Annotated in this window: 17 protein-coding genes; 8 read left to right on the top strand and 9 right to left on the bottom strand. The window is 65.4% G+C overall.

The annotated features are described in order from the left end of the window. Positions 1-158: 158 nt before the first annotated feature. Positions 159-929: a glycosyltransferase family 2 protein gene (locus ACREXZ_RS08400; RefSeq protein WP_431763589.1), complete on the top strand. Its 771-nt coding sequence runs from the start codon at positions 159-161 to the stop codon at positions 927-929. Between the two features lie 27 nt (positions 930-956). On the opposite strand, the gene dnaE is transcribed toward ACREXZ_RS08400, so the two are convergent. Then, a complete protein-coding gene (dnaE, locus tag ACREXZ_RS08395; protein WP_431763588.1) occupies positions 957-4,550 on the bottom strand; it encodes a DNA polymerase III subunit alpha in 3,594 nt (1,197 codons plus the stop codon). Positions 4,551-4,819: 269 nt separating this feature from the next. Between dnaE and ACREXZ_RS08390 the strand changes: the two genes are divergently transcribed. Together ACREXZ_RS08390 and gluQRS are read left to right on the top strand one after the other, a co-directional pair. After that, positions 4,820-5,683 carry a sulfurtransferase gene (locus ACREXZ_RS08390; protein WP_431763684.1) on the top strand — a complete coding sequence of 288 codons (864 nt, stop codon included), beginning with the start codon at positions 4,820-4,822 and terminating at the stop codon, positions 5,681-5,683. Positions 5,684-5,740: 57 nt separating this feature from the next. Beyond that, positions 5,741-6,697, top strand: coding sequence for a tRNA glutamyl-Q(34) synthetase GluQRS (gene gluQRS, locus ACREXZ_RS08385; RefSeq protein WP_431763587.1), 957 nt, complete (start codon positions 5,741-5,743; stop codon positions 6,695-6,697). A gap of 78 nt (positions 6,698-6,775) precedes the next feature. Here gluQRS and ACREXZ_RS08380 read toward each other — a convergent pair whose 3' ends face one another. From ACREXZ_RS08380 to purT, 6 genes are all read right to left on the bottom strand, one after another. Continuing rightward, positions 6,776-8,251 carry a DEAD/DEAH box helicase gene (locus ACREXZ_RS08380; protein WP_431763586.1) on the bottom strand — a complete coding sequence of 492 codons (1,476 nt, stop codon included), beginning with the start codon at positions 8,249-8,251 and terminating at the stop codon, positions 6,776-6,778. Positions 8,252-8,625: 374 nt separating this feature from the next. Continuing rightward, the gene (locus ACREXZ_RS08375) at positions 8,626-10,062 is read right to left on the bottom strand and encodes an aldehyde dehydrogenase family protein (protein WP_431763585.1); all 1,437 of its coding nucleotides are present in this window, start codon (positions 10,060-10,062) and stop codon (positions 8,626-8,628) included. 66 nt (positions 10,063-10,128) lie between these two features. Beyond that, the gene (locus ACREXZ_RS08370) at positions 10,129-11,781 is read right to left on the bottom strand and encodes an acetolactate synthase large subunit (RefSeq protein ID WP_431763584.1); all 1,653 of its coding nucleotides are present in this window, start codon (positions 11,779-11,781) and stop codon (positions 10,129-10,131) included. 276 nt (positions 11,782-12,057) lie between these two features. After that, the gene (locus tag ACREXZ_RS08365) at positions 12,058-12,489 is read right to left on the bottom strand and encodes an MliC family protein (RefSeq protein ID WP_431763583.1); all 432 of its coding nucleotides are present in this window, start codon (positions 12,487-12,489) and stop codon (positions 12,058-12,060) included. Positions 12,490-12,557: 68 nt separating this feature from the next. Next, positions 12,558-12,728, bottom strand: coding sequence for a DUF6726 family protein (locus ACREXZ_RS08360; protein WP_431763683.1), 171 nt, complete (start codon positions 12,726-12,728; stop codon positions 12,558-12,560). 153 nt (positions 12,729-12,881) lie between these two features. Next, positions 12,882-14,096: a formate-dependent phosphoribosylglycinamide formyltransferase gene (purT, locus tag ACREXZ_RS08355; protein WP_431763582.1), complete on the bottom strand. Its 1,215-nt coding sequence runs from the start codon at positions 14,094-14,096 to the stop codon at positions 12,882-12,884. Positions 14,097-14,359: 263 nt separating this feature from the next. Between purT and ACREXZ_RS08350 the strand changes: the two genes are divergently transcribed. Beyond that, positions 14,360-14,884 carry an META domain-containing protein gene (locus tag ACREXZ_RS08350; protein ID WP_431763581.1) on the top strand — a complete coding sequence of 175 codons (525 nt, stop codon included), beginning with the start codon at positions 14,360-14,362 and terminating at the stop codon, positions 14,882-14,884. 183 nt (positions 14,885-15,067) lie between these two features. Continuing rightward, positions 15,068-18,643, top strand: a complete 3,576-nt coding sequence (locus tag ACREXZ_RS08345) for a DNA translocase FtsK (protein WP_431763580.1) — start codon at positions 15,068-15,070, stop codon at positions 18,641-18,643. Between the two features lie 40 nt (positions 18,644-18,683). Here the strand turns inward: ACREXZ_RS08345 and ACREXZ_RS08340 are convergent, their stop codons facing one another. Further along, entirely contained in the window at positions 18,684-19,952 is a 1,269-nt protein-coding gene (locus tag ACREXZ_RS08340; protein ID WP_431763579.1) for a lactonase family protein, read from the bottom strand. 210 nt (positions 19,953-20,162) lie between these two features. On the opposite strand from ACREXZ_RS08340, the gene ACREXZ_RS08335 reads away from it, so the two are divergent. Next, positions 20,163-20,321 (top strand): DUF3096 domain-containing protein, encoded by a 159-nt coding sequence (locus tag ACREXZ_RS08335; protein ID WP_431763578.1) that lies wholly within the window; start codon positions 20,163-20,165, stop codon positions 20,319-20,321. 193 nt (positions 20,322-20,514) lie between these two features. Here the strand turns inward: ACREXZ_RS08335 and ACREXZ_RS08330 are convergent, their stop codons facing one another. Beyond that, a complete protein-coding gene (locus ACREXZ_RS08330) occupies positions 20,515-20,760 on the bottom strand; it encodes a hypothetical protein (protein ID WP_431763577.1) in 246 nt (81 codons plus the stop codon). Between the two features lie 282 nt (positions 20,761-21,042). On the opposite strand from ACREXZ_RS08330, the gene ACREXZ_RS08325 reads away from it, so the two are divergent. Both ACREXZ_RS08325 and ACREXZ_RS08320 read left to right on the top strand, forming a co-directional pair. Then, entirely contained in the window at positions 21,043-22,875 is a 1,833-nt protein-coding gene (locus ACREXZ_RS08325; RefSeq protein WP_431763576.1) for a glycoside hydrolase family 15 protein, read from the top strand. 181 nt (positions 22,876-23,056) lie between these two features. Next, positions 23,057-24,343, top strand: coding sequence for a polyhydroxyalkanoate depolymerase (locus ACREXZ_RS08320; RefSeq protein ID WP_431763575.1), 1,287 nt, complete (start codon positions 23,057-23,059; stop codon positions 24,341-24,343). The last annotated feature ends 31 nt before the right edge of the window (positions 24,344-24,374 follow it).

The following is a 24,374-nucleotide window of genomic DNA, read 5'->3' as shown; positions in this document are numbered from 1 at the left end:
CCGTCGGGTGGACGGCAGCACGACAAAAACGGAACCCGTATTGTAAGCGGTCGGACGGGCGGCCTGCCGAAGCGGTCCGCGGGTGTTGCGCTGTGTATACTGGCCAACCCGCTGAGCGACCCGCTTCATCCCATTTTCTGCCCTTCTCCGCCAACCGCATGAAAGAGACCACCCTCGGCGTCGCGATCATCACCAGGAACGCAGCGGCCCGCCTCGCGGAATGTCTCGCGTCCGTCGCGTTCGCGGACCAGATCGTCGTCGTGGACAGCGGCAGCACCGACGCCACCGTCGACATCGCGCGACGCCACGGCGCCGTCGTGATCGAGCACACGGACTGGCCGGGGTTCGGTCCGCAGAAGAACCGTGCACTCGATGCACTGGGTACGGACTGGGTGCTGTCGATCGACGCCGATGAAATCGTTTCACCGGAACTGGCTGCGTCGATTCGCGCGACTATTGCCACACCCGCAGCCCCTACCGCGGACGTCTATGCAGTGGATCGCCTGTCGAGCTTTTGCGGGCAGTGGGTGCACCACAGCGGCTGGTATCCGGACTGGATTCCGCGATTGTTCCGCCGTGGGTCAGCACGATTCTCCGACGATCTCGTCCACGAACGGCTCGTGTTCGACGGCCCGTCCGCGCGTCTCGCGGGCAAGCTGCTGCATCACTCGTACGAGGACTTCGAGTCCGTGCTGCGCAAGCTCGACGCGTATTCGACGGCGGGCGCTCAACAGCGCTACGCGGCCGGCAAGCGCGGCGGTCTCGCCAAAGCTGTACCGCGCGCGGCGTGGGCGTTCGTGCGCACCTACCTGCTGCGCCGCGGATTTCTCGACGGCCGCACCGGCTTCATGATCGCGCTGTTCAACGCGCAGACCGTCTACTACCGGTTCCTGAAGCTCGGGCATCTGCACGACGCGCAGCGCCGTTAACGGCCGCCGCGCGGCCGCCTGGTTAACTCAATACACGATCTCGATCGAACTGCCTGCGAACTCGCCGCGCAACGCGGCCAGCAGTTCGTCGGTGGGCTTCACGCGCCATGCGTCGCCGAGGCGCACCTCGCCTTCCGCGTGTTCGCTGCGATAAACGACCTGCACCGCGAGGCCCGCCGGTATCTGTACCGGCACGCGCTGCCGGCCGCCGCCATCGCCACCGCCGTAACCGCCATAGCCTCCGCGTCCATTGCCGTTACCGCCGCGCGACGCGCCCGCTGCGGGCGCAGGCGCGGCCGGCGCCTGGTCAGGGCCAGCCCAATACGCTTCCAGCACACGACGCAATGCGCCCGCGTCCGCATTGCCGTTCATCTGCACCTTCACCGCCTGCGCATAGCGGCTGCGTGCGCGCTCGAGATCCATCACGGTATCGACAGTAAAACGGATGCCGCCGGTGAACGCGTCGTTACGTGCCTGTCCCTGCACGACGAGCAGCTCGTCTTCCTTGAAGAGTGCCCGGTTCGCCTCGAACTGCTCGTTGAACACCGTGACCTCGCACTGGCCGGTACCGTCGTCGAGCAGCGCGATCAGCATCTTGCCGCGCTGGGTCATCTGCGTGCGCAGCGATGCGATCACACCGGCCACCAGCTTGTCGCGCCCTTCCTTCAGGTCGCCGACCTTCTGGCGCACGAAGCGGCGCACTTCGTCCTTGTAGGCGTCGAACAGATGGCCCGACAGGTAGAAGCCGAGCGCACCCTTCTCTTCCTGCAGCTTGCGCTTCTCGGGCCATGCAGGTTCGTCGACCAGTTCATGGCCTTGCGACGGCGCATCGCCCATGTCGAACAGGCCAGCCTGCAGCGCATTCGCGCTTGCCTGCTCGGCGGCTTCCATCGCGAGCGACACCGATGCGATCAGCTGCGCGCGGTTCCCGTGCAGCGTGTCGAATGCGCCCGCGCGGATCAGCGCCTCGACCGTGCGGCGGTTCACGATGCGCCGGTCGATCCGGTTGCAGAAATCGAACAGGTCGATGAACGGGCCGTCTTCACGCGCGCGCAGGATTTCCTCGATCGCGCTCTGGCCGCTGCCCTTCACCGCGCCGAGGCCGTAGCGGATCGTCTTCGAACGTTTGCCGTCCGGTTCCGCGACTGGCTCGAAGCGATACGCCGACTGGTTGATGTCGGGCGGCAGCACATCCATTTTGTTCGTCGGACTCTTGCAATCCTCGAACAGGATCTTGACCTTGTCGGTATCGTCCATGGCGAGCGACATGTTGGCCGCCATGAATTCCGCCGGATGGTGCGCCTTCAGCCATGCCGTGTGGTACGCGAGCAGCGCATACGCCGCCGCGTGCGACTTGTTGAAGCCGTAGCCCGCGAACTTCTCCATCAAGTCGAAGATTTCGTTGGCCTTCTCGCCCGTGAGCCCGTTCTTCGCGGCGCCCTCGCGGAACAGCTCGCGATGCTTCGCCATTTCCTCGGGCTTTTTCTTGCCCATCGCGCGACGCAACAGGTCGGCGCCGCCGAGCGAATAGCCGCCGATGATCTGCGCCATCTGCATCACCTGCTCCTGGTAGACCATGATGCCGTAGGTCTCTTTCAGGACAGGTTCGACGCGCGGATCCGGGTACTCGACGACTTCGCGGCCGTGCTTACGTGCGCAGAAGCTCGGGATCAGGTCCATCGGGCCCGGACGGTACAACGCGACGAGCGCGATGATGTCCTCGAAGCGGTCTGGCTGCGCGTCCTTCAGCATGCCCTGCATGCCACGGCTTTCCAGCTGGAACACGGCGACCGTGTTGGCCTTCTTGAGAATCGTGAACGACGCCGGGTCATCGAGCGGCACCTGCGCGAGCGACCAGTCGGCTTTCGACGGATCGAGCCTGCGGATATAGCGCTCGGCCCAGTCGAGAATGGTCAGCGTGGTGAGACCCAGAAAGTCGAACTTCACGAGCCCGACCGCTTCGACGTCGTCCTTGTCGTACTGGCTCACGACGCCGCTTTCATCGCCCTGCGTGTACAGCGGACAGAAATCGGTCAGCTTGCCGGGCGCGATCAGCACACCGCCCGCGTGCATGCCGACGTTGCGCGTAATGCCTTCGACGCGCTGCGCGAGTTCGAGCAGCTGGTGCACTTCGTCTTCGTTGTCGAAGCGCTCCTGCAGCAGCGGCTCTTCCTTCATCGCGTCGGCGATGGTCACGTGCTTGCCGGGCTTGAACGGAATCAGCTTCGCAATGCCGTCGGTGAAGTTGTAGCCGAGGTCGAGCACGCGACCGACGTCGCGCACCGCGGCCTTTGCGGCCATCGTGCCGAACGTCGCGATCTGCGATACCGCGTCCGCGCCGTACTTCTCCTTCACGTACTGGATCACGCGATCCCGACCGGCCTGGCAGAAGTCGATGTCGAAGTCAGGCATCGACACCCGCTCCGGATTCAGGAACCGTTCGAACAGCAGGTTGTAGCGCAGCGGATCGAGATCGGTGACGCCGAGCGCGTATGCCACGAGCGAACCCGCGCCCGAGCCGCGGCCCGGTCCGACCGGCACGCCGTTGTTCTTCGCCCAGTTGATGAAGTCCGCGACGATCAGGAAGTAGCCGGGAAAGCCCATCTTGATGATCGTGCCGCACTCGAAATCGAGCCGCTGGTAGTACGTATCGCGCTGCCGCGCGCGTTCAGCTTCGTCGGGGAACAGCTGTACGAGGCGCGTCTCGAGACCGTCCTTCGACAACTGCACGAGGTAGTCGTCGAGCGACATGCCGTCCGGCGTCGGGAACAGCGGCAGCTTCGGCTTGCCAAGTTCGAGGGTGAGGTTACAGCGCTTCGCGATTTCGACGGTGTTCGCAACCGCCGACGGCAGATCGGCGAACAGCGCCGCCATCTCGTCCTGGCTGCGGAAATACTGCTCGGTCGTGAAGCGTTTCTGGCGCCGCGGATTCGCGAGCATGTCGCCTTCGGAAATGCATACGCGCGCTTCGTGCGCGGTGAAATCATCCGGCGTCATGTACTGCAGCGGATGCGTCGCGACGACCGGCAACTTCAGCGACGCGGCAAGCGCGACCGCCTGCTGCAGGTACGCTTCGCTGCCGGGATGGCCGCTGCGCTGCAACTCGATGTAGAAGCCGGTCGGAAACACCTTCGACCAGCGCTGCGCGTTGCGCTTCGCCGCTTCGTCGTTGCCGGCCGCGAACGCGAGACCGATGTCGCCCTGCTGTGCGCCCGACAGCGCGAGCAGCCCTTCGGCGAGCCCACCTTCGAGCCATTCGGCTTCGACTTCGGCGCGGCCGCGATACTGGTTCGTGAGCCACGAGCGACTCAGCAGCTCGCAGAGATTCAGATAGCCGCGCTTGTCCTTCACGAGCAGCAGCAGGCGCGACGGCTTGTCGCGATCAGCCGGATTGGTGATCCACACGTCGCAGCCCGCGATGGGTTTGACCCCTTTGCCGCGGGCTTCGGTGTAGAAACGGACGAGGCCGAATGCGTTGCCGAGATCGGTGAGCGCGAGCGCGCCCTGACCGTCTTTGGCCACGGCCTCGACGACGTCGTCGAGGCGCACGATGCCGTCGGCAATCGAGAATTCGGAGTGAACGCGGAGATGAACGAAGCGGGGATCTGACATGGGCGTCATTGTACAACTGCACCGCTGAATATTCGCAGCGCAGGCGACGGGTTGGCCGTCCGGCCAGGGCGCGTCCTCGAGCCGGCGGTGTTTGCGCAAGGGCGCGGCGCGTTTGCGATGCGGCTACGCCCAGACATCGGCCATCCGGCCAGGTCCAGACCGCGCGCCGCTTGAGCGATAATACGGTTTCAAATCTTTCCGCCGGCGTCGCCCGTGCGCGCGTGTTCGTTTATGCGCGCATCCGTATGGCCCGCCGGCCGCTCTATCGCCGGATCATCATGAGTATCGTCAATCTCGCCGCGTATCAGTTCGTCACCCTCGATGCGACCGCCGCCTGGCGCCCGCTCGTCGCCGAACGCTGCGCGGCACTTGGCCTGCGCGGCACGATCCTGCTCGCGCCGGAAGGCATCAACCTGTTCGTCGCGGGCGAGCCCGATGGTGCGCACGCGTTCGTCGACTACCTGCGCCACGACCCGCTGTTCGAAGGCAAGTTCGCCACGCTGCAGTTCAAGGAAAGCCTGTCGGACAAACAGCCGTTCCGCCGGATGCTCGTCAAGCTCAAGCGCGAAATCATCACGATGAAGAAACCGGCGATCCGGCCCGAACTGGGCCGCGCGCCGTCCGTCGACGCGCCGACGCTGAAAGCATGGCTCGACCGCGGTCACGACGACGCGGGCCGGCCGGTCGTCATGCTCGATACGCGCAACGCATTCGAAATCGACGTTGGTACGTTCGATGACGCGCTCGACTACCGCATCACAAAATTCAGCGAGTTTCCGGCCGTCATCGATGCGCATCGCGAAGACCTCGAAGGCAAGACGGTCGTGTCGTTCTGCACCGGTGGGATCCGCTGCGAAAAAGCGGCGATCCACATGAAGGAAATCGGCATCGAGAACGTCTACCAGCTCGAAGGCGGCATCCTCAAATACTTCGAGGAAGTAGGCGGCGCGCATTATCACGGCGAGTGCTTCGTGTTCGACTATCGCACCGCGTTGAACCCGGAGCTCGAACCGACTGCGACCGTCCAGTGCTTCGGCTGCCGCGCGGTGGTCGACCCCGCCGCGCAGCAGTCGCCGCTGTATGTGCCGGGCAAGACGTGTCCCGCGTGTCATCCCGATCGGGACGCCGCGCGCGCCGCGTGATGGCCGGCGCCGTTGTGGCCGTTGCCAACGTTGCTATTCACCACACCAGTTGAACCCATGACGCCCCCGTATCGCGGACGCTTCGCGCCGTCGCCCACCGGACCGCTGCATTTCGGCTCGCTCGTCAGTGCACTCGCCAGTTGGCTCGATGCGCGCGCGCACGCCGGAACGTGGCTCGTGCGCATCGAAGACGTCGACGCGCCGCGCACGGTGCCGGGCGCGGCGGAGGACATCCTCGCGACACTCGCCCGCATCGGCATGGAAGCCGACGAACCGCCCGTCTGGCAAAGCGAACGCAGCGAGCAGTACGCGCATGCGTTCGACCAGTTGAAGCAGGCGGGCCTCGTCTATCCGTGTGGCTGCACGCGCAGGGAAATCGCCGATTCGCTGCTGCACGAGCACGCGCGCCATACAACGCTCGCGTACCCGGGCACCTGCCGCGAAGGGTTGCACGGCAAGCCCGCACGCGCATGGCGTCTGCGAGTGCCGGACGAGAGCGCCGACATCGAAGCAAACACTAACGCGGCCATCGTATCGTTCGACGACCGCTGGCAGGGACCGCAGTCGCAGAACCTCGCCACCGAGGTCGGCGACTTCGTGCTGCTCCGTGCCGATCATCAGTGGGCGTATCAGCTGGCGGTCGTCGTCGACGATGCAGAGGCGGCCATCACGCACGTCGTGCGTGGCGCCGACCTGCTCGATTCGACCGCTCGACAGATCTATCTGCAGCGCTGCCTCGGCGTACCGACGCCCACGTATCTGCACGTGCCGGTCGTCACGAATGACGACGGCGAGAAGCTCAGCAAGCAGACCGGCGCAAAGCCGCTCGACGCAGCGCATCCGCTCGACGCGCTGCGCGCCGCCGCGCGTTTTCTCGGACTGGAAACAGGTATTGAAACGGAAGGAAAAGGCGATGCGCCGCTGACCGCGTTCTATCGCTCAGCTACGGCTGCGTGGGGACGGCGTTTCGGGAAGCAGATGCAGAAGGATCCGGCAGCGGGCTCGGACGGCTGAGTAGCCGCATTGGCCGCTATTGCAGCGGCCACACCAACGCCATCGAACACCACCGCCCGGGTGGGCGGCAATTTCACATCAAGACGAAGACTTCCGCGGCATCCCAAACCCACCGAGCAGCGCGGCGAGCGGCTGCTTCGTGGTCTTCTGCTGCGTGGGAGCGGACGACTCGGCCGCTGCATCGTCGGCCTTGCGGGCGGACGGCGACGGCTCGTACGGCTTCAGGAAGAAATCGTCGACCGGCTGCTGGCGATGCGTATGCGGACGATCGAACGACGAACCGCCCGAGCGCCGGCGCGACGACCGGTCGTCGCGTCCTTCACGACCCTCGCGCCCGTCGCGGCGGCCGGTGCCCGATGCGCCGCGCTCCTCGTGATGCCGCACCGGTACGTCGACGGTCAGGTGCGCCACGTCGAGCGGCCGCTTGATCAGCTTCTCGATGTCCGCGAGCTGCTTGCGCTCGTTCGGGCTGCACAGCGACAGCGCGTCGCCCGACGCACCCGCGCGCCCGGTACGGCCGATCCGGTGCACGTAATCTTCTGCGTTGAACGGCAGGTCGAAGTTGATCACCGTCGGCAGCTCGACGATGTCGAGTCCGCGCGCGGCCACGTCGGTCGCGACCAGCGCTTCGATCTCGCCGCGCTTGAACGCGTCGAGCGCCTGCATCCGCTCGTTCTGGGTCCGGTCGCCGTGAATCGCCGTCGCCACCACGCCGCTCTTTTCGAGTGAACGGGCAAGGCGGCTCGCGCCGATCTTGCTGTTGCAGAACACCAGAACCTGTTTCAGGCTGCGCTCGCGGATCAGCTGCACGACCGCGCCGGTCTTGTCGCCTTCCGCAACCTCGTAGACCGTCTGCGTGACGTTGGTCGCGGTGGAGTTGCTGCGCGCGACCTCGATGGTCTGCGGATTGCGCAGGTAGGTCGCGGCGAGCTTCTTGATTTCGCCGGAGAACGTCGCGGAGAACAGCAGCGTCTGGCGTTCTTTCGGCAGCAGGTTCAGGATGCGCTGCAGGTCGGGCAGGAAGCCCATGTCGAGCATCCGGTCGGCCTCGTCGAGCACCAGCATCTGCACCTGGCTGAGATTCGCGGTTTTCTGTTGCACGTGATCGAGCAGCCGGCCCGGCGTCGCGATCAGCACCTCGACGCCGCGTCGCAGCGCTTCCGACTGCGGATTCATGTCGACGCCGCCGAACACGACCGCGCTGCGCAGCGACGTGTGCTTCGCGTAAGCCTCGACGTTGGCGGCCACCTGGTCGGCGAGTTCGCGGGTCGGCGTGAGGATCAGCGCGCGCACCGGGTGGCGCGCCGGCGACGCGCTGGTGCTGGCGAGCGGCAGCAGCCGCTGGATGATCGGCAGTGAGAAGCTCGCGGTCTTGCCGGTGCCGGTCTGCGCGGCGCCCATCACGTCTCGCCCGGACAGCACGACGGGAATGGCCTGGGCCTGGATCGGCGTGGGCGTCGTGTAGCCCTGCTCGGCGATCGCCTTCAGGATGTCGGCGGATAGACCAAACTGGTCGAAAGTCGCGTTGCTGGGCGTGACGTCTGTGTCGGACATGGTGGCTTTCGCTAAAAATGCGCTCGCGCGGTGCGCGCGGCAGCGGCCGGAAAGCCGCAGAGGCATTGTGATGAAGGCGGAGCCACGACTACCGAACGCGGCCCTACATGGGGTCCTGCGCCGCGACGTGCACTCATGTGCACCCGATACGCGGGCGAGGACCGGAGATACTGCAGGCAGCGGGACGGCCGGCTCCGGCCGGCGGGGAATACCCAATCAATACCAATACCCGCCGGAAAGGCCGGTATTGTAGCACCGCAATGCAAACGCCCGTGTGGCGGGCAACCACCCCGCCACACGGGCCCGCAAGGCGGCCGGAGCCGCCTTGCGGTTATCGCCGGATACCACGGGTTATCACTGAGTCACCATCGGGCTTACCAGGTTTCGCGCATCACCATCAGCCGCAGCTCGGTCATGTCCTCGATTGCGTAGCGCACCCCTTCGCGGCCCAGCCCCGAGTCCTTCACGCCACCGTACGGCATGTTGTCGACGCGGAACGACGGCACATCGTTGATCACGACGCCGCCCACGTCCAGCGTGTCCCACGCCTCGTGCGCGTGCGCGAGCGAATCGGTGAATATGCCGGCCTGCAGGCCGAAGTCGCTGTCGTTGACGGTTTCGAGCGCGTCGGAGAAATCGTTGAAGCGTTCGAGAATCGCTACCGGCCCGAACGCTTCCTTGCGATACAGATCGGTCTTGCACCCGACGTTTTCGAGCAGCGTCGCCTCGAACATCGCGCCATTCACCTTGCCGCCTGCGACTATCTTCGCGCCGGCCTGCACCGCGCTCTCCATCCAGCCGGCGAGGCGGTTCGACTCCGATTCGGAGATCATCGGGCCGACAAAGGTCTGCTCGTCCTTCGGGTCGCCCATCTTCAACGACTTAGTTTTCGCGATCAGCTTCTCGCGCAGCGCGTCGTACAGCGACGCATGCACGAGGATGCGCTGCACGCCGATGCAGCTCTGCCCCGACTGGTAGAACGCACCGAACGCGAGCCGGTCGACGACGTAATCGAGCTTGCCGCCCTGGTCGCCGTCGACGATCGCGGCAGCGTTGCCGCCCAGTTCGAGAATCACCTTCTTCTTGCCAGCCTTCTTCTTCAGATCCCAGCCGACCGCCGGCGAGCCAGTGAACGACAGCAGCTTGAAGCGCTCGTCGGTCGTGAACAGGTCCGCGCCGTCGCGATGCGCGGGCAGCACCGAGAACGCGCCCTTCGGCAGATCGGTTTCGGCGAGCACTTCGCCGATGATCAGCGCACCGACCGGCGTGCGGCTCGCCGGCTTCAGCACGAACGGCACGCCCGCAGCCAGCGCCGGCGCGACCTTGTGCGCGGCCAGGTTCAGCGGGAAATTGAATGGCGAGATGAACGAGCACGGCCCGATCGGCACGCGCTTCACGTAGCCGTGATAGCCCTTCGCACGCGGCGAGATCTCGAGGTTAATGATCTCGCCGTCGATGCGCACCGACTCTTCCGCGGCGATCCTGAAGGTATCGATGAGGCGCGTCACTTCGCCGCGCGAATCGTTGATCGGCTTGCCGGCCTCGATGCACAGCGCCATCGCCAGCTCGTCGTAGCGCTCGCGAAAGCGCTTCACGCAGTGATCGAGCACCGCCTGGCGCTTGAACGGCGGGTACGCGCGCATCGCGGGCATCGCATCCACAGCGGCGCCGATCGCCTTGTCGATGGCTACCGCGTCGGCCATCGCGACGCGCGTTGCAACTTCGCCGCTGAATTTATCCGTCACTTCGAGATCGGTGTTCGCCGCGACCGGTTCGTTCGCGAGGTAGTACGGGTAACTTTTCTGCAACATGACACGTTCTCCTTGATGCGATGGATAGCAATCCATGCGTTCAGTTCATTGAGTCCGGCACGGCATCTACAGCTGCGCGCTCAGCCGCTTGATCTCGCGGTTCAGCACGCGCTCGTTGTCCGAGTAGTCGATCGGCACGTCGATCACGTGCACGCCCGGCGTCGCGTAGCAGTCGCGCAGCAGCGGCGCGAACTCATCGGCTGCCGTCACGCGATGACCATGCGCGCCGTAGCTATTCGCGTAGTCGACGAAATCCGGATTGTTCAGCGTCATCCCGTAGTCCGGGAAATTCATGTTCTCCTGCTTCCAGCGGATCATCCCGAATGCGTCGTCGCGCACGATCAGCACGACCAGATCGAGCTTCAGCCGCACCGCCGTTTCGAGTTCCTGCGAGTTCATCATGAAGCCGCCGTCGCCGCACACCGCGATCACCTTGCGGTCGGGATGCACGATCTTCGTCGCGATCGCGGACGGCAGCCCCGCGCCCATCGACGCGAGCGCGTTGTCGAGCAGGATCGAATTCGGTTCGTGCGCACGGTAGTAGCGCGCGAACCAGATCTTGTACATGCCGTTGTCGAGACAGACGATGCCGTCGACCGGCGTCGTCTCGTACACGTCGTTGACGATGCGCACCGGGTACATCGGAAAGCGGCTGTCGTGCTTGCCCTTCGCGAGGTGTTCGTCGAAGTGCTGCTTGATCTCGATGAAGCGCGTGAAGTCCCATTGCGTCTCACGGCCTTTGAGGCTTTCCTTCAGTTGCCACACGGCGTTCGCGATATCGCCGACCACCTCGATCTGCGGGAAGTACACCGGATCGACTTCCGCACCGAGGAAGTTCACGTGGATCACGGTCTTCTCGCCCGCATCGGCGCCGCGCATGAAGAACGGCGGCTTCTCGATCACATCGTGACCGACGTTGATGATGCAGTCCGCGTGATCGATCGCGCGGTGCACGAAGTCGCCGTCCGACAGCGTCGCGTTGCCGAGCCACATCGGATGCGACTCGTCGATCACGCCCTTGCCCATCTGCGTCGTGAAGAACGGGATGCCGATCTGGTCGACGAATTCGCGCAGCATCTTCGTCGTGGTCTTGCGGTTGCCGCCTGCGCCGATCATCAGCAGCGGGTGCTTCGCGCCGGCGATAGCCGCGACCGCGTGCGCAATCGCTTTCTCTTCGGCGACGGGCCGGCGGCTGAAGCTCTTCGGAATCGGCTTGCCGTCGCCCTCTTCGTCCGCGACGTCTTCGGGCAGTTCAAGGTGCGCCGCACCGGGCCGCTCTTCCTCCGCCTGACGGAACGCCTCGCGCACCGACGCCGGAATATTGCCGATCGATACGATCTGCCGCGTGTACTTGGTGAGCGGTTCCATCATCCGCACGACGTCGACGATCTGGAAGTGCCCCTGCTTGCTGGTCTTGATCGGCTTCTGGCCGGTGACCATCAGCATCGGCATGCCGCCCAGCTGCGCGTACGCGGCCGCAGTCACGAAATTCGTCGCGCCGGGGCCGAGCGTCGACAGGCAGACGCCGGTGCGCCCGGTGAGCCGGCCGTAGGTCGCCGCCATGAAGCCGGCCGCCTGCTCGTGTCGCGTGAGGATCAGTTTGATTTTCGAGCGCCGCAGCGACTCGAGCAGGTCGAGGTTTTCTTCGCCGGGGATGCCGAACACGTACTCGACACCTTCGGCTTCCAGCGATTTGACGAATAGATCCGATGCTTTCATGGAGAGTCTCGCTTTGACGGACAGACGCAGGCAGCGTGCCTGCGCGAGGGGTTCCGGGAAAGAACATTCGCAGAGGGCGATGTCGCGCGGAGCGGGCTCGCGAACCCCGGGTTGCATGCCCTGCTTCGCGTGCGCCCCGCGGCGCCGGAACACAGCTTACTCCCGGATAAGGAAAGATGTACGTATGCGCGCACGCCCGACGCATCGGCTTGCGACGCGTCAGTGTGCGGTTGTCAAACGGATGTAATGAAGGGAGATAAGGAAGGAAGATGAGCGCTAGCGAACGAGCGTGACGCAGTCGGACAGCACCGGCGGCGCGTTGTCGCCGGCAGTCGCGTCGTACAGGTCGGCGCGCGGCCCCTTGGTCCACCACGTGTAGCTCCCCGCCTGGTACTTCGCCCCCGACGCCGCCAGCGTGTTGACGAACAGCAGCGTCTTCCCGTCGACCGGAAGGAGCGCGAAGCTCTGTCCGTTCGCGGTGTTCCAGTACGTGACGCGCAGGATCTTGCCGGTTGCGCAGGTGTACTGCTGGGTCTGGCGTCCTTTGGTCTGGATGTCCGCGAGATGCAGCGGCGCCGCGAACGCGCTGCTGGCCGTTGCGGCCGTAACGAACACGACAAGCGCCGCTGCGAGCGAGCGCACTGTGTTGCGCTGAATGACGTCCGTTACGTCGATTGCCGCACGGGCCGCTGCCTGCCGTTTCGTCATTGCTGTTCCTGCTCCGTGGGCGTTATAGAAATTGCGTGAGGGTTGCTCAAGGGTTGCTCACGAACCGATCAAGGATCGATCACGTCCGCGCACGCATCGGTCGGCGCCGCGGCGACGTGGCCCACGAGCGGCACGATCTTCAGTCCCGCCGACGCGACACGACACGGCGCGGCAGCGAGCCCGCAGCCGCCCAGCGCGACGACCAGCACGGCGAGCGTCGCGACGGACATCGCGCGCATGCCCCATCGGCCCGCGTGGCCGCGCGTGCCGGAATGCATCGATACCTGCCGCTGCTGCTTCATGATTGCCTCTCTGCGTCCGCACAACGACGCGCGGGCCGCGTGTACCTGCTCACTTTCTCAATCGATCCTGCTTCTGTACAACCCTGCCATTCAGCCAGCCGACACCGGCCGCACTGCCGCGGCAGCCTGCTTCGCGCGTGCACGCGCTTCGTCGACGCTCGTGCCGCTCGCCAGCGCGACGCCCATCCGGCGTTTGACGAAGCTCTCCGGCTTGCCGAACAGCCGCAGATCGGAGCCCGGCACGGCGAGCGCCTGTGCGACGCCTTCGAACGCGATGCCCGCTTCGTCGAGCCCGCCGTAGATCACCGCTGACGCGCCGGGCGTACGCATCGACGTATCCACAGGCAGCCCGAGGATCGCGCGCGCATGCAGCTCGAACTCGGACAGCCGCTGCGTGCACAGCGTGACGAGGCCCGTATCGTGCGGACGCGGACTGACCTCCGAAAACCATACGTCATCGCCGCGCACGAAAAGTTCCACGCCGAAGAGGCCGCGCCCGCCCAACGCCGCGGTCGATTTGTGCGCGACATCGCGCGCGCGTTCGAGCGCGAGCGCGCTCATCGGCTGCGGCTGCCACGATTCGACGTAGTCGCCCGCCACCTGCACGTGGCCGATCGGATCGCAGAAATACGTGGCAATCTCGCCGGTTGCGGGATCGATCGCGCGCACGGTCAGCTGTGTAATCTCGTATTCGAAATCGATGAAGCCTTCGACGATCACGCGGCCGCGATTCACGCGACCGCCCGCCATCGCGTACTGCCATGCGGGCTCGACGTCGGCGTCGCTCTTCAGCACCGACTGCCCCTTGCCCGACGACGACATCACCGGCTTCACGACGCACGGATAACCGACTTTCGCGATGCCCGCGCGCAGTTCGTCGAGTGAATCGGCGAACGCGTACGGCGACGTCGGCAGACCGAGTTCTTCGGCGGCGAGGCGGCGGATGCCTTCGCGGTTCATCGTCAGTTGCGTCGCGCGCGCGGTCGGGATGACTTCGGCGAGGCCGTCGGCTTCGATCGCGGCGAGCGCGTCGGTGGCGATCGCCTCGATCTCCGGCACGATCAGATGCGGCCGTTCGGCCTCGACGAGCGCGCGCAGCGCGGCGGCGTCGGTCATGTCGATCACGTGCGCGCGATGCGCGACCTGGTGGCCCGGTGCATCCGGATAACGGTCGACCGCGATCGCCTCGACGCCGAGCCGTTGCAGCGCGACGATCACTTCCTTGCCGAGTTCGCCCGCGCCGAGCAGCATGACGCGCGTCGCCGACGCCGAAAGCGGGGTGCCGATCCGTTGGCCGATCTGCATGAGGTCTCCAGAAAAATCAAGTCGGGTGGGATTAAAGAGAGGGTAGTCGGTCAGCCATCTCAGTCGACAATCTCAGTTGGCAATGTTAACACGGGGGTACCGCACGCTGCGGCACCGTTCGACGGGCGGTTTGTGCTTGATGAGTGCCCGGTTGGTGCGTGCGGCCACAGCACGCGATAGCCGATGCGCGACGGCGGCGCTCGCGTGCGGGACGCGGAGTGCGTTACCCTTACGCCTTCGCCAGTTTGAAGAGGAACGACGCCATGCCCTCAACGTCTTCCGCGCGGATCGTGCGCTCCATTGCGCCGCTCGCCGCGCTGACCGTTGCCGTGCTGCTCGCCGGATGTTCGCTGCCGGTTCACACCGACGCGTCCGCTCCCCAGCCCGATCCGTTCAATCCGGCGGCGACCCAGCTGCTCGACGACACGAGCTGGCAACTGGCCGCGTGGACCCAGGCGGACGGCACACCGCGCGACATACCGCACGCGGATAGCGACAAGCCGATCACACTGGTGCTGTCGACCGCAACCGGCCAGCGGCGCGCGAACGGTTTCTCGGGCTGCAACCGCTATATGGGCACTTACACGCTGAAGGACGGCAAGCTGTCGTTCGGGCTGCTCGCCGGCACGCGTATGGCATGCCATACGCCGGGCGGTCAACTGGAGCCCGCGTACCTCGACGCGCTCGAGCACATCGCGCGCACCGGTGTCCAGATGCGCACGCCGCAGGAACTCCAGCTGACGCTCGAGAACGGTGACGCGTTGCGCTTTTCGCGCAGCGGGCAGTGACCGGCGTGCGGCATCGTCGCTCCGGTTATTCATTCTCCTTGTTCGTCGCGTTCATCGCTTTTCATCGCTTGCTGCGCGCGGTCGGCGCAGATATGACGGCGCGTGTCATCGAAGCAGGTCGCTTCGCCGGTTTAAACTCGACGGGTTGCGCATCCGCGCGTCCGCCATTCGTTGATGTCTAGTATGCACACGGTAGTTTTCGGCTGGTTCGGCGTATCGGCCGTCTGGTTCCTTCCCTTGATCTGGCGTCTCGCGAAAGCGGTGCTGCCTGGCGGCGTCGGGCTGCGCGGACCCGGCACGATCCGGCTGTGGCTCGGCTTCGTGTGCGTGCTCGTCGGGAGCTGCACGCTCGAGGCGTCGTTGGTCGATATGATCGGCATCGCCGGCGTCGACGGATTGGGACACGCGCTCGCCGCTGGGTTCGGCCATCTGCTCGGCCGCATCGGCACGCCGCTCGCGATGTTCGCGCTGTGGCTCGTGAGCGTGCCGTGGCTGCTCGGTTTTCGGTGGAGCTCGGTCGCCGCGTGGGCTGACTCGGCGTTCGGACTCGGCTTCGGCCGCGCCGGCGCAGGTAACCCACGACGCGACGGCGACGAACCGCGCAACCGGCGCGGTGCCGACGAAGGCCTGCCGGCCGCGCCGGTCACGAACACCGTCAATACGATGGCGCCGAAATCGCAGGGCCGCTATGCACGGCCCACCGCGTGGCGGCCGCCTGTGACTGCTCGCGATACGGCGCGTTCGGCGTCGGGAACAACCGTGAGCGCCAAGGCAGGTACACGTGTGTTGCGTGGGGCTACGGTGCCGGGGACCGTGCGGTCTTCCTTATCGTCGTCTTCGTCCACGTCGTCTTCGCTTCCCGCATCACAGGCGGCGGATCGTGCATGGACGCCGACGGAGCCGGTTGCGCCCGCCGGATGGTTACGCGACCCGGGCAAGGTTGCGCGGGCTGCGACGAAGGTGGGTGGAATCGGCGGGGTCGCTGGTGTCGGCAGCGCGGCCGCACGCGCAGCGCAAGCCGTGCCGTCGACGGTGCGAACGACGACGCCTGCGCCGCTCGCAACACCAACGCGACCGTTGTCTCAGTCTTCGCAGTCGATACCGTCGCAGGGACAGCGCATCAGCCGTCCGCCGCTGGGAGCCGTTGCCGGCACTGCACGCGAGACCTCCTCGCCGTCACTGCCGCGCATGTCGCCGCAGACGCCGCAGCGTCCCACAGCCGGTATCGGCCCCGCCGGCGAGCCGCCGCAGACGACACGCGCACCCGCGTTCACACGGACCGCCGCGCCGGCATCGACCGCGGCGCGCGTCGCGCCGCCGCCGAGTGTGCAGGAAACCTTGCGCAGCATCGAAGAAAACACCGCGCGCTGGACCACGCTCGCAGGAGCGAGCCTCGCGCGACGTCATGCGGATCAGGGTGGATCGTACGAGCAGACGGACGTCGTCGAAGGACGTGCCGTGGATGCGGCGCCATCACGCGATGCGGATGGTGCGGCGAGCGAGGTCGTGTCCGGTGCGGCTGTGCCGGTCGTTGCCATCGCTGGCGATATTGCTTCTTCAAACGCCGATGCACATGGTGCAGCGGACGCGCCGGAGGTTGCCGCGCGATCGGCCACGGTTCCGAACGCAGCGACGCCGACCTTCAGCGCACAGAATGTATTTGCCGCATCGGATGCGAGCATCCTACCGCACGATGTTCATGTCGCCGTGTCGAACCCAGTTGTGTCGATTGCGGCGACGGCAGCGGTCGCGTCGTCTATTGCGACGATGGCCGATGTGGCTCACGCCGCGGCAATGATGCCTTCCGCGACTCAAGCGATTACGCCGTCGTACGTCGACTCATCGGCTGAAGAATCGGAGCCGAACGATGTGTCCGTCACGCAATCTCACGCATTGCCGTCCGATACCGACCTTGTCGAGCACCGCGTCGCTCGCGAAGCCGAACCCGCAACCACACCGCTGAAGCCGTTACAACCAACCGAACCGGCTCTCGTACTAGCGGCGGTACTGGATGCGACGTCAGCAGCAACTGCCGCGCAACCGGTCCCGGCACCCCCACTTTCCGTGCCGCCCTGGCAAATGCCACCCGCCGCGCCACAACCCCCATCGAACGTTGTCCGCTTCCCCGGCCTGCCGCCCATCGACGATGAAGCAGCAGCACCGGACCAGGCCGCATCGACCGGTAACACCGAGCCCACCGCCCCTTCCGCCGACCTCGTCGCCCGCCCGCCGCTCGGCCACTCGCCGACCAGCTTCGAGTTTCACGCGCCGGCCGCGTCGTCGGTCGAACTGCCTTCGCTCGATCTGCTCGAGCGCGCATCGACCGACGTCGAGCCAGTTTCCGAAGAACGGCTCGCCGAAACCGGCGCGCTGATCGAACAGCGTCTGCAGGAATTCAAGGTGCCGGTGACGGTGGTCGGCGCATCGGCGGGACCGGTGATCACGCGCTTCGAGGTCGAGCCCGCGCTCGGCGTGCGCGGTAGCCAGATCGTCGGTCTGATGAAGGATCTGTCGCGCGGCCTCGGGCTCACGTCGATCCGCGTCGTCGAGACGATTCCCGGCAAGACCTGCATGGGCCTCGAACTGCCGAACGCGAAACGCCAGACGATCCGCCTGGCGGAGATTCTCGAAGCCGGCGTCTACCGGCAGTCGCACTCGCACCTGACACTCGCGATGGGCAAGGACATCACCGGCCACCCGATCGTCACCGATCTCGCGAAGGCGCCGCACATGCTCGTCGCGGGCACGACGGGCTCGGGCAAGTCGGTCGCGATCAACGCGATGATCGTGTCGCTGCTCTACAAGGCGACGCCCGAGGACGTGCGCCTCATCATGATCGATCCGAAGATGCTGGAGCTGTCGGTGTACGAAGGCATCCCGCATCTGCTCGCGCCGGTCGTCACCGACATGAAGCTCGCCGCGAACGCGTTGAACTGGTGCGTCGGCGAAATGGAAAAGCGCTACCGGCTGATGTCGGCGGTCGGCGTGCGCAATCTCGCGGGCTTCAACCAGAAAATTCGCGACGCGGATGCCGCCGGCAAGAAACTCGGCAATCCGTTCTCGCTGACGCCCGACGCACCCGAGCCGCTCGCGAAGCTGCCGCTGATCGTCGTCGTGATCGACGAGCTCGCCGACCTGATGATGGTCGCGGGCAAAAAGATTGAAGAGCTGATCGCGCGGCTCGCGCAGAAAGCACGCGCGGCCGGCATCCATCTGATTCTCGCGACGCAGCGTCCGTCGGTCGACGTGATCACCGGCTTGATCAAAGCAAACATTCCGACGCGCGTCGCGTTCCAGGTATCGTCGAAAATCGACTCGCGCACGATCCTCGACCAGATGGGCGCGGAGTCGCTGCTCGGCCAGGGCGACATGCTGTTCCTGCCGCCGGGCACCGGCTACCCGCAGCGCATACACGGCGCGTTTGTTGCCGACGAGGAAGTGCATCGCATCGTCGAGCATCTGAAGCAGTTCGGCGAGCCGCAGTACGAAGAAGGCATCCTCGACGGTCCGGCTACCGAAGGCGCGACGCAGGACCTGTTCGGCGACACACCGGATGCGGAAGCCGATCCGCTCTACGACGAAGCGGTCGCGTTCGTCGTGCGTACGCGGCGCGCGTCGATCTCGTCGGTGCAGCGGCAGCTGCGCATCGGCTACAACCGTGCTGCCCGGCTCGTCGAACAGATGGAAGCTGCAGGGCTGGTGTCGTCGATGGGTATCAACGGCAGCCGTGAAGTGCTGGCGCCCGGTCCTGCTGAATAAGCGCAGTTGACGGCGGGCTATCAACCCGCCGCCTGCCTGATCACGACGGCGACACGAGCTTGAAGTCGACCGGCGAACCGATCTCGAGCCGCTTCGGATTCGGTTCGAGCAGACCAGTCTGCACATCGCGCCGGAACACATAAGCAGTGTCGCTGTTCTGGTTGCCGACGATCAGCCATTGCCCGGTCGGATCGATCGTGAACTCGCGCGGCGATTTGCCGAGACTCGACTGGCGTCCGACCAGTTTCAGATGGCCGTTCGACGCATCGACCGCGTAGATGACGATTTCATTCGCGTCGCCGCGATTGCTCGCGTACAGGAAGCGGCCGTCCGGCGACAGATGGATCGCCGCGGCACCGACCGCGCCCTTGAAGCCCGGTGCCGCCAGCGGCAGCACCTGCGCGAGCTTCAACCGGCCGTCGGCGTAATCGAACACGCTGACGGTCGCCGCGAGTTCGCTCGTCAGGTACGCATGCCGGCCATCGGTGCCGAATATCAGATGACGCGGACCGCTGCCCGCCTTCACGTCGGTGTAGCGCACTTCCGTCGGACCGAACAGGCCGCGGCTGCCGTCGGGCGTGTAGCGATACGAATAGAGCTTGTCGGCGCCGAGGTCCTGCGTGAACAGATAGTGGCCGTCCGGGGAGAACACGGTGGAATGCACGTGCGAGTTGTCCTGACGTCCCTTCACGGGACCACCCCCTTCGTGATGCACGCTCAGCACGGCCGCACCGACCTGGCCGTCAGCTTGTAGCGGGAACACCGCGAAGCTGCCGCCCGGATCGGCCGCGACCGAGTAGTTCGCGGTCAGCAGATATTTGCCGTCCGGCGACAGGCTCAGATAGCACGGATCGTTCCCTTCCGACGAGACCTTGTTCAGGAACGTCAGCTGGCCGCTCTGCGGATCGAAGCCGAATGCGCTGATGCCGCCACGCTGCGTCGCCGGGCCGTTATCGCCGGGCAGCTCGTTCACCGTGTACACGTGGCGGCGGTCGCTGCTCACGACGAGGTACGACGGATTCACGGTGCGTGTCGACGAGACCCGCGTCGCGTCGCCGGTTTTCGTGTCGAAGCGGTACACGTAGATGCCTTCGCTCTTGCCGCCGGTGTACGTGCCGACGAGCATGTCGTAGACGCCATCCGCGGGAACGGCGGCCGGCGTCTGCGTTTGGGCGAACGCCTGGGAAGCGGCTTGGGAAGCGACGATCGAGGCCATGAGGACAAAACCTTTTATTATCGAGCGGGCGGATCCCGCCTTTCTGCAAGGCAGCGGCGCGATCTTTGCTACTACCCGGTTAGTGCGATGCATGACGACCTCCTGAACGGCGGGTTTTTCGGATTGTTGGTTGCGTCGTTGGTCTGCCGCGCTGCTGTTGTCGTCCGGCTGCGTATGTTTCGAAGCGGCGGGACTGTTGTCGGGTGCAGTATAAAAGCGTTACGAGGGACGGCTATGCATACCGTGCTCGCGTCTCCTGTACGACACGCCCCGCCTCACCGCAGTTCAACCCACGGAGTCTCCATGAACGTCACGCTCAGTCTCGGTCCAGTCGTCTCGCTGATCGCAGGCATCCTGATCCTCATCATGCCGCGTCTGCTCAGTACCATCGTCGCGCTGTATCTGATCATCATCGGGGCGATCGGCATCTTCGGCGTGAGCGCGTCGCATCTGCATCTGTGACGGGCTTTGTGCTGCATGGGCATGGGCACGTGCGCATACGCATGCGCGCCCGTGCGCAGCGGATGCGCTGCGACGCGACTTCGACGCGGAAGGAACAAGGGCTGCGCCGGGACGGGCAGCCGTGGGAGCACGGATGCGGGCGATCCGACCCGCGACGGGTATGGAAGAACGGCAAGAACTAACGCCGCCCTGTTCAGCCGTTCGACAACTGGTCGAGCCGCAGCCGTCCCTGCAGCGACAGACAGCCGACGGCATAATGACCACCGCCGTCCGCATGACGCTTGAAGCACGCGCGCTCGATCAGAAACGCGGCCGCCGTTTCCATCCCGTTGCGGGACAGGCCGAGCCGATTGGGATCGAGCGGCAATAATGCGTCATCGGTCAGCTGGCTGGCAGCGGAAAGAATCGTGACGCAATCGGATTTCGTCGGGTTCAGCATGGCTCGATCCTCGAAACGGCAACGGACGATACGACGACGGAACAGAGACACGGGAGACTGCGACGCGAACGGTACGCGGGTCCCGGAAGAATTGATTGTAGGCAGCGCGCACGCGGAATGCCAAGGCCGCATTCACGCGCCGCGGCGAGACGCCGCACTGAACCGGAACGCGATCTTCGGGTCCCGGTAACCAAAGTGTTCGTCATGACCTTTGAATAACATCCGGCACCGTCCGGCTCGCGCACCGCGCGCACTTTTTACCCGCGGCCTCGCCGCTGAACCATGCCCTCACGCATTGAAGATTACGCACTCGTCGGCGACGGCCACACAGCCGCGCTGATCTCCCGCGACGGCTCGGTCGACTGGCTGTGCTGGCCGCGCTTCGATTCCGGCGCCTGCTTCGCGGCGCTGCTCGGCACCGAGGACAACGGTCGCTGGCTGCTCGCGCCGGTCAGCGACGAAGCGCCTTCGATCACACGTCGCTATCGCGGCGAAACGCTGATCCTCGAGACCGATTTCGAAACGCCGGAAGGCGCGGTCACCGTGATCGACTTCATGCCGCCCGGCAACGGGTGGTCGGAACTCGTGCGGATCGTCGTCGGGCGGCGCGGCACGGTCCGGATGAAGATGGAACTGGTGCTGCGTTTCGACTACGGCTTCTCGATCCCCTGGGTGAGCCGCCTACCGAACGACAGCGGCGTGCAGGCGATCGTCGGCCCCGACACCGCGGTGCTGCGCACGCCGGTCGATCTGCGCGGCGAGAACATGCGCACGCTCGCCGAGTTCACTGTGTCGGAGGGCGAGCGTGTACCGTTCTCGCTCGCGTACTCGGCGTCGCATCTGCGTGCGCCGCCCGCGCGCGATCCGCACACCGCGCTCGCACGCACCGAGAATCACTGGCTCGAATGGTCGGCGCGCAGCACGATCGAAGGACGCTGGGCCGAGCCGATCCGCCGCTCGCTGATCACGCTGAAGGCGCTTGCGTACGAACCGACCGGCGGTGTCGTCGCAGCGCCGACCACATCACTGCCCGAGCAGCTCGGCGGCACGCGCAACTGGGACTACCGCTACTGCTGGCTGCGCGACGCGACGATCACGCTGCTCGCGCTGATGCGCTGCGGCTACTACGACGAGGCGCGCGCATGGCGCACGTGGCTCGGTCGCGTGATGGCGGGTTCGCCGGAACAGCTGCAGATCATGTACGGCATCGCCGGCGAGCGCCGGCTGCCCGAGTTCGAGATCGACTGGCTGCCCGGCTATGAAGGCGCGAAGCCGGTGCGGGTCGGCAATAACGCGGTCGGGCAACTGCAGCTCGACGTCTACGGCGAAGTGATGAACGCGCTGCACCTCGCGCGGGTCGGCGGGCTGCAGGCGGACGAAACCGCGTGGACGGTGCAGTGCACGATGCTCAAGCACCTCGAGACGATCTGGGAAGAACCCGACGAAGGCATCTGGGAAACACGCGGTGGACGCCAGCACTTTACGTTTTCGAAGGTGATGGCGTGGGTCGCGTTCGATCGCGCGATCAAGTCGGCCGAAACTTTCGATCTGCCTGCACCGCTCGATCACTGGCGCGAGGTGCGCGACCGGATTCACGCCGACGTCTGCGCGAAAAGCTGGAACCCGGCGCTCAACACGTTCACACAGGTGTACGGCAGCGACGACCTCGACGCGAGCACGCTGCTGATGCCACTGGTCGGCTTCCTGCCGCCGTCGGATCCGCGCATCGCGGGCACCGTCGCGGCGATCGAGAAGACGCTGATGCACGACGGCTTCGTGATGCGCTACCGGACAACCGAGGTCGACGACGGCCTGCCGCCCGGCGAAGGCACGTTCCTAGCGTGCAGTTTCTGGATGGTCGACAATCTCGCGCTGCAAGGCCGCGTGGCCGAGGCGCACGCGATGTACGAGCGGCTGCTCGCACTCGCGAACGATGTCGGCCTGCTCGCGGAGGAGTACGATCCGGCGGCGGGACGGCTCGTCGGTAATTTCCCGCAGGCGTTCTCGCACGTCGCGCTGGTGCACACCGGGTTAAACCTGATGAAACACGAGCAGGAGATCGCGCAGGCGGCCGGCCAGCCGGCGCACAATGGGCACAACGGCGCGGGCGGCTGAGGCGATCGCAAAGCGCGGGCGCCGGTTGCCGCAGCCGATCTGACAATTGTTGCATTGCACAAGCCGGCGTGCTCCGATATCATCTTTGGAGCATAACGGCCGATAACCAACTGTCGTCAACCAATACGGCCCGCCCCAACGCTACGCGCGTCACGCGAACCATTTCAAAGCCGGAGCCTTCATGCTCTATCAGCTGCACGAATTCCAGCGAGCGCTGTTAAGCCCGCTTACCGCCTGGGCCCAGGCCGCATCGAAGTCGTTTGCGAATCCGGCCAGCCCGCTCGCCTACGTACCTGGGGCCACCCGCCTGTCCGCCGGCTATGAACTGCTATACCGGCTCGGCAAAGACTACGAAAAACCCGAATTCAACCTGCACCAGATCGTCAAGGATGGGCACAACATTCCGATCGTCGAACAGACGATCATCGAAAAGCCCTTCTGCCGGCTGCTGCGCTTCAAGCGCTACGCCGACGACAGCGACGCGGTTACGCAGTTGAAAGACGAACCCGTCGTGCTGGTGTGCGCGCCGCTGTCCGGCCATCACGCCACGTTGCTGCGCGACACGGTACGCACGCTGCTGCAGGATCACAAAGTCTACCTCACGGACTGGATCGACGCACGGATGGTGCCGCTCGAAGACGGCACGTTCGACCTCGACGACTACGTCGGCTATATCCAGGAATTCATCCGTCACATCGGCGCGAAGGATCTGCACGTCATCTCGGTGTGCCAGCCCACGGTGCCGGTGCTCGCGGCGATCTCGCTGATGGCGAGCCGTGGCGAGGACACGCCGCGCACGATGACGATGATGGGTGGCCCGATCGACGCCCGCAAGAGCCCGACCTCGGTGAACTCGCTTGCTACGCAGCGCTCGTTCGAATGGTTCGAGAACAACGTGATCTTCACGGTGCCGCCGAACTATCCGGGTGTGGGCCGCAAGGTCTATCCGGGCTTCCTTCAGCACACCGGCTTCGTCGCGATGAATCCGGAGCGTCACACGGCCGCGCACTGGGACTACTACCAGAGCCTGCTGCGCGGCGACGAGGAAGACGCCGAAGCGCACCGTCGCTTCTACGACGAGTACAACGCGGTGCTCGACATGGCTGCCGAATACTATCTGGAGACCATCCGCGTCGTGTTCCAGGAATTCCGCCTTGCCGAAGGCACGTGGGAAGTCGCGGGCGAGCTCGTGCGGCCCGAGGACATCAAGAAGACCGCGCTCTTCACGATCGAAGGCGAACTCGACGACATCTCCGGCAGCGGCCAGACGCGCGCCGCGCAGGACCTGTGCAGCGGTATCCCGGCGAAGAACAAGCAGCACTTCACCGCCGAAAAATGCGGCCACTACGGCATTTTCTCGGGTCGCCGGTGGCGCACGATCATTTATCCGCAACTGCGCGATTTCATTCTCACGCACAACAAGAGCAACCGGTCCGCGAAGACGGAAAAGGAAAAGGCCGAGGCCTGAACCTGCGGCTTCACGCACCGGCACATGAGAA

The organism is Paraburkholderia sp., assembly GCF_050742655.1.
Classification (GTDB): Bacteria; Pseudomonadota; Gammaproteobacteria; order Burkholderiales; family Burkholderiaceae; genus Paraburkholderia.
The sequence above is the reverse complement of the archived record's forward strand: the minus strand, read 5'-3'. Positions and strand labels throughout refer to the sequence as shown.